Origin of the sequence: Streptomyces beijiangensis, from assembly GCF_017315755.1 — a bacterium.
Classification (GTDB): Bacteria; Actinomycetota; Actinomycetes; order Streptomycetales; family Streptomycetaceae; genus Streptomyces; species Streptomyces beijiangensis.
Map to the genome: position 1 here is coordinate 1 of NZ_JAFLRJ010000615.1, position 2,977 is coordinate 2,977.

The 2,977-nt window shown below is 67.1% G+C and carries 5 protein-coding genes; all 5 read left to right on the plus strand.

Features of this window, described 5'->3' with window-relative positions; genetic code table 11:
• The coding region (locus J0695_RS37520; protein ID WP_372445894.1) for an ATP-binding protein at window positions 1-365 on the plus strand (365 nt) is incomplete at its 5' end.
• Window positions 358-1,281, plus strand: coding sequence for a response regulator (locus tag J0695_RS37525; RefSeq protein WP_372445895.1), 924 nt, complete (start codon window positions 358-360; stop codon window positions 1,279-1,281). The genes J0695_RS37520 and J0695_RS37525, both read left to right, overlap by 8 nt.
• A 113-nt stretch (window positions 1,282-1,394) precedes the next feature.
• Complete coding sequence (locus tag J0695_RS37530; RefSeq protein WP_206969254.1) at window positions 1,395-1,640, plus strand: hypothetical protein; 246 nt, start codon at window positions 1,395-1,397, stop codon at window positions 1,638-1,640.
• A complete protein-coding gene (locus J0695_RS37535; protein WP_206969249.1) occupies window positions 1,640-2,245 on the plus strand; it encodes a pilus assembly protein TadG-related protein in 606 nt (201 codons plus the stop codon). The genes J0695_RS37530 and J0695_RS37535 overlap by 1 nt, the downstream gene beginning before the upstream one ends.
• Window positions 2,246-2,254: 9 nt before the next feature.
• Window positions 2,255-2,848 carry a hypothetical protein gene (locus tag J0695_RS37540; RefSeq protein WP_206969251.1) on the plus strand — a complete coding sequence of 198 codons (594 nt, stop codon included), beginning with the start codon at window positions 2,255-2,257 and terminating at the stop codon, window positions 2,846-2,848.
• The last annotated feature ends 129 nt before the right edge of the window (window positions 2,849-2,977 follow it).

The following is a 2,977-nucleotide window of genomic DNA, read 5'->3' on the forward strand; positions in this document are numbered from 1 at the left end:
CCCTCCCGCACGCGGTCGCCCGCCAGCTCCTCACCATCGCGACCGAGGCGCTGGAGAACGCCCACCGCCACGCCCACGCGACCCGCATCACGGTCGAGATCGGCATCATCGCCACGGACCTGCACCTCTCGGTCCTCGACAACGGATCCGGCCTCCCGCGCGGCACGTCCCTCGAAGACCTCCGCCGGGCGGGCCACTTCGGTCTGGTCGGCATGGTCGAGCGCGCGGCCGGCATCGGCGCGCGCATCCGTATCGGCCGGGGGAGGAGCGAGGGCGGTACGGAAGTCCGCGTGGACCTCCCGACGGCCGCGCTGGGCCCGTCCCCCATGGCCTCCTCAACCGAAAGGGGAGCGGTCAGTGTCTGAAGAGAGCTCCTACCACGTGTCCCAGCACACCCACTCCCACACGGTCGAGCCCAGCTCGGAGCACACCCCGTCGGCGGGCCGCGCCCTGTCCCCGCCTCCACCTCCGCCCCCGCCGCCTTCGGCCAATGCCCTGGCGCTGCGGGTGGTGATCGCCGACGACAATCCGGTCGTACGGGCAGGCCTGACCGCCCTGCTCGATGCCCGCGACGACATCCAGGTCGTCGCAGAGGCGGCGGACGGCCGCCAGGCCCTGACCCAGGCGGAACGGCACCGCCCGGACGTGATCCTGCTGGACGTACGGATGCCGGGCGTGGACGGCATCTCGGCGCTGCCCCACCTGGTGGGAATCGCACCGGTGATGATGCTGACGTACAGCCGCGAGAGCGAGATCGTCCAGGAGGCGCTGCGGCTGGGTGCGGGCGGCTACTTGGTGCACGGAGAATTCACGGCGGACCAACTGGTGGGCGCAGTACGGGACATCAAGAGCGGCCGGGCCCATTTCTCGGCGTCGGCGCAGGACGCGTTGCTCGCGCATGTACGGGGAACGACGGGCGCGGTCGGGCTCCCGGAGGGGCTGGGGGCGGTGTACGCAACGGGAACGCCGTACGGCGGAACCACCAGGTTCCCCGAAACGTCTTCGCAAGTGCAACCAGTTGTGGCACAGTCTCAGCAGAGGTTTCCTCACCCTGTGCACAACAGGCGCGACTTCGGGCTGAGTTCGAGGGAGGTGGAGGTGATGAACCTGATCGCTTCGGGCATGAACAACCAGCAGGTCGCCGCCACCTGCTTCATCAGCGAGAAGACGGTCAAGAACCACATCAACCGCATCTTCGCGAAGCTGCAGTGCCTGAGCAGGGGCGAGGCAATCGCGGTCTGGCTCGGGGCGACGGGGTCGGGGGGCGGAAGACGTGGCTGAGCTGCTTTGGGCCCGGAGTTGGGCCCGTGGGCCCTCTGCCGGAGGGGCCGGTTCCTCGTACGTTGCAGAGGACACGGGGACGACCGCACAAGCATCAAGAGGGGTTCATCACCATGGCAAAGCGACACATCACACTGCTGAAGGCGACCACCAGGGCGCAGCTTGCGGTGGGGGGATGGCGCAACACGGTGGTGACGCGGATGCGGAAGCGGGCGGGGGACAGCGGGGCGAGCGTGGTGGAGTACGGCGGGCTGCTGGTGATCGTGGCGCTGATTGTGGTGGCGGTTCGGGGGTTGGGGTTGCAGGGGATCATTTCGTCTGCGATCAGCAACGCCGTGGGCCAGATCACCGGCGGCTGATGCTCTCGCGCCAGGGGGACGACCGAGGGCAGACCATCCCCATCTACGTTGTTGTGGTGGGGAGCCTGCTCTTTCTCGCGTTCGCCTACTTCGCATTCGCGCAGGCAGCGGTTGCACGCAACGGAGCGCAGTCGGCTGCTGATGCATCCGCGCTGGCTGCAGCCCAGGAAGTGCGGAATGGCGAGCTCATGACCGACTTCGTCGGCTCGCTCGACAACGGCGACGAGTGGGTCCAGTGGCTCCTCCTGGAGAAGCTGCCCCAGGGGATGGGCGAGGGCGCAGCCGCTCAGCTCGCCTCCGACAATAAGTCCACGCTCAACGTGCTCGCGCCGACGACGGTCAAGAACTATCCCGCCTTCGAGGCGAGCATCACGACCAACTACACGGCCGGCAAGTCGGTTCTGCCTGTGACCTCTACAAGCCACGCCAAGGCTCATGCCGTTGCCGTCATCGAACCGCGCTGCTCCGTCACCCCGGGCGGTGCTACGGATTTCATCGAATTCGACTGCGACGGCGGCCGACACTGGAAGATCGACCCCAAGCACCTTGACGACCCTGCGCTACCCGAGGCGAAGGACCTGTTCTCGGTACATCTGGCTGAGTGAGTGGGAGAGATGAGCATGCGGCACACGAGGAAGGCCCGCAGGGCGCTGGCCGCTGTGGCGATCGCAGGTGGCTTGACCCTCACGGTGGCCGGTTGCGGCGGCAGCGGGGACGGCAAGGGCAAGTCGAGCGCGTCGTCTCCTGCAAAGCCGAAGACTCAGAGCGGTGACAAGACACCAGAGTCCGCGTCCCCGGAGGCGACCACGACGCTGGCTCAGGTCAAGAGCGGCGACAACATCACGCTGACCGTCACTTCTGCCGTGCGGGATACGGGAGGATTCGTCACGGTGAGCGGCAAGGTTACGAACGGCAGCAGCAAGTACTGGACCCCTGGCTCGTGGGCCGGTGACGAACAGGAGCTCGCGAACAACTCGGCCTCTATGGCTGGTGCTTCGCTGGTGGATAAGAACGGCAAGAAGAAGTACCTGATCCTTCGCGATACCAGTGGTCGCTGCCTCTGCACCAAATTCATCGGCCCCTTCAAGCCGGGCGAGGAGCGCACCTATTACGCCCAGTTCCCGGCACCGCCCGCCAGTGCCAAGACGGTCGAGTTCCAGATCGCCGACCTGCCCCCAGCGAACATCGATCTCTCCGATGGCGAGTGACCCGATGCCGATTACCCGTCACCGCTACCTGGCAGCAGCAACCCTCACCACAGCCCTGCTCCTGACCTCAGTCACAGTCGCGCACGCCGACGACACCACCCCCAGCACCCCACCCGGCGGGACGACGTC

Bases quoted from the DNA above. Each gene is read 5' to 3' on its own strand.
- J0695_RS37530 (WP_206969254.1), top strand. From the start codon at position 1,395: ATGGCAAAGCGACACATCACACTGCTGAAGGCGACCACCAGGGCGCAG.
- J0695_RS37535 (WP_206969249.1), top strand. From the start codon at position 1,640: ATGCTCTCGCGCCAGGGGGACGACCGAGGGCAGACCATCCCCATCTAC.
- J0695_RS37540 (WP_206969251.1), top strand. From the start codon at position 2,255: ATGAGCATGCGGCACACGAGGAAGGCCCGCAGGGCGCTGGCCGCTGTG.